This is a genomic window from Pseudomonas sp. HMSC08G10 (assembly GCF_001808425.1).
In the GTDB taxonomy this organism is placed as follows: Bacteria; Pseudomonadota; Gammaproteobacteria; order Pseudomonadales; family Pseudomonadaceae; genus Aquipseudomonas; species Aquipseudomonas guariconensis.
Genome location: NZ_KV793296.1, coordinates 1 through 1,697, shown reverse-complemented (window position 1 = coordinate 1,697; position 1,697 = coordinate 1). Strand labels below are relative to the sequence as shown.

3 protein-coding genes are annotated in these 1,697 nt (G+C 48.6%); all 3 read right to left on the bottom strand.

Annotation, left to right across the window (positions count from 1 at the left end; translation table 11 throughout):
* Positions 1-333: 333 nt before the first annotated feature.
* A complete protein-coding gene (locus tag HMPREF3173_RS24525; RefSeq protein ID WP_168166366.1) occupies positions 334-687 on the bottom strand; it encodes a hypothetical protein in 354 nt (117 codons plus the stop codon).
* Positions 688-840: 153 nt separating this feature from the next.
* Positions 841-1,107, bottom strand: coding sequence for a hypothetical protein (locus HMPREF3173_RS24255; protein WP_139146815.1), 267 nt, complete (start codon positions 1,105-1,107; stop codon positions 841-843).
* A 104-nt stretch (positions 1,108-1,211) separates the two neighbouring features.
* Positions 1,212-1,697, bottom strand: a 486-nt coding sequence (locus HMPREF3173_RS24705) for a hypothetical protein (protein ID WP_139146814.1), incomplete at its 5' end; no start/stop codon positions are given.

Here is a 1,697-nt window from a genome sequence, read left to right as displayed (position 1 = left end):
TATCGAATTTCGCGAGTTGATTTCGTGAAAGCATCAGCTCTGATTTAAGCGATTCATAATTTTTGGTTTCAAGATTGATAAACGACCGGGCTTCAGACACTTATGTACCTCATACGTATTTCCCTTAATGATTCAGCACCAACAGCGGATCGAGAGTAGGGACGTATGAAGCACGCGGCAACGGCGTAAACGCGGTAAAAGATCAAACAACGAAAAGTACTACAAACACCGTTGAAGAACCCCGGAGCCTAGGAATTGGCGTGGCTGGGATTAGGGGCGCATTGCGCCCCAGTTGTAGCACTGCATCGCCAGTCTCTGCTACCTAGACGAAACTTAATTAGCGACAAGAAGCGCCCCAAGCACGAAGTATGTAAAAAAGAGAAACGAAACCAACATAATCTTTATATGCTTCGGAAAGCGCTTTATATCGTCAGCGTTGGCCATGCCCTTGCGGACACTGAATTTTGAAAAAGCCAACATCATAGAAATTGAGCCGAAACGGACCATTTTTCCAGGCAGACCCGCATCGGAAAAATTTCTTTTATTCCCTAACACCCACTCACTCCTAGGCATTAAAGACTCTAGATAATCCACATAACGCCACGAAACATACATCAGAACCAAAACCACAAGACACAGAGAACCTAATATAATCAAGCCTATCAACAGCCCAACACTAAACATCACTACGTAGCCTCTTCATAAAATTTTAACCCTATCTCTCCACCATAATTACTCCCCAAGGCCCCGCCTAAGGCTCCCCCGCTGCGCCTCCGAAGACGCGCAGCTGCTGCCTCAGCCTCGCAAATGCGCCCCAGTGGTAGCACTGCTTCGCCAGCCTTACTCGACAGAGGTAGGCGGCCAAACAAAATTAAAAACAACTATTGCCACCGCCACAAAATACATAGAAAACAACAAGAAAATCAAAGCTCTCCTTATGTGCTGCGGAAAATTTTTCACATCATCAGGGTTAGCCAACCCTCGGCGAATAAAGAAATTTGAATGGCATAACATCAGTGCAATAGAGCAGAGACGAATAACTTTTCCCGGAAGCCCCGCTCTAGCATAGTTTTGCTGGTTCGCCAGTACCCATTCACTCTGCTGCATCAACGACTCGACATAATTCAAATAACGCCAAGACGAATATATCAATACGACAGGCACAACAATCATACATATTAATAGGATTAAACTCACAGTACCGGCAGCACTCACCACGCCCCCTCTTCATACAGATGCAGTCCGATTTTCCCACCTGCCTCGCTGCCACCCGAGCCTAATAAGGCCCCTCCCGTCGCCCCGCCCAGTACAGAACAAACCAATGCCCCTGTTCCGACGGATGAGACACCAAGTGCACCACATACTATGCCGCCACTCAGTGAACCAAGAGCCCCTCCAATCACTCCCCCACTCATACCACCTACTAATGCCCCACCCTCCACATACTTCGCTTTCCTACACTCCTCCTCACGCCCCAGAGTGCAAGCTTTATAGATGGATGCTGCTGTAGAACCCACCTCGATTGTCATGGCTAGGTAGGTCCCCTTCTTGAGCAGATTCGACGCCCGCACCACACCCGCAACCTTTTCGGCATACCCCGGTATTTCACCGGTATGCAAAAAGCTCTTCGTCGATATACCCAACCGACTTTTTATCGATCCGTCCCCCCGCAGCCCCGAGCCAAAGGAGGCGAAGAA

Bases quoted from the DNA above. Each gene is read 5' to 3' on its own strand.
- HMPREF3173_RS24255 (WP_139146815.1), bottom strand. From the start codon at position 1,107: ATGCAGCAGAGTGAATGGGTACTGGCGAACCAGCAAAACTATGCTAGA.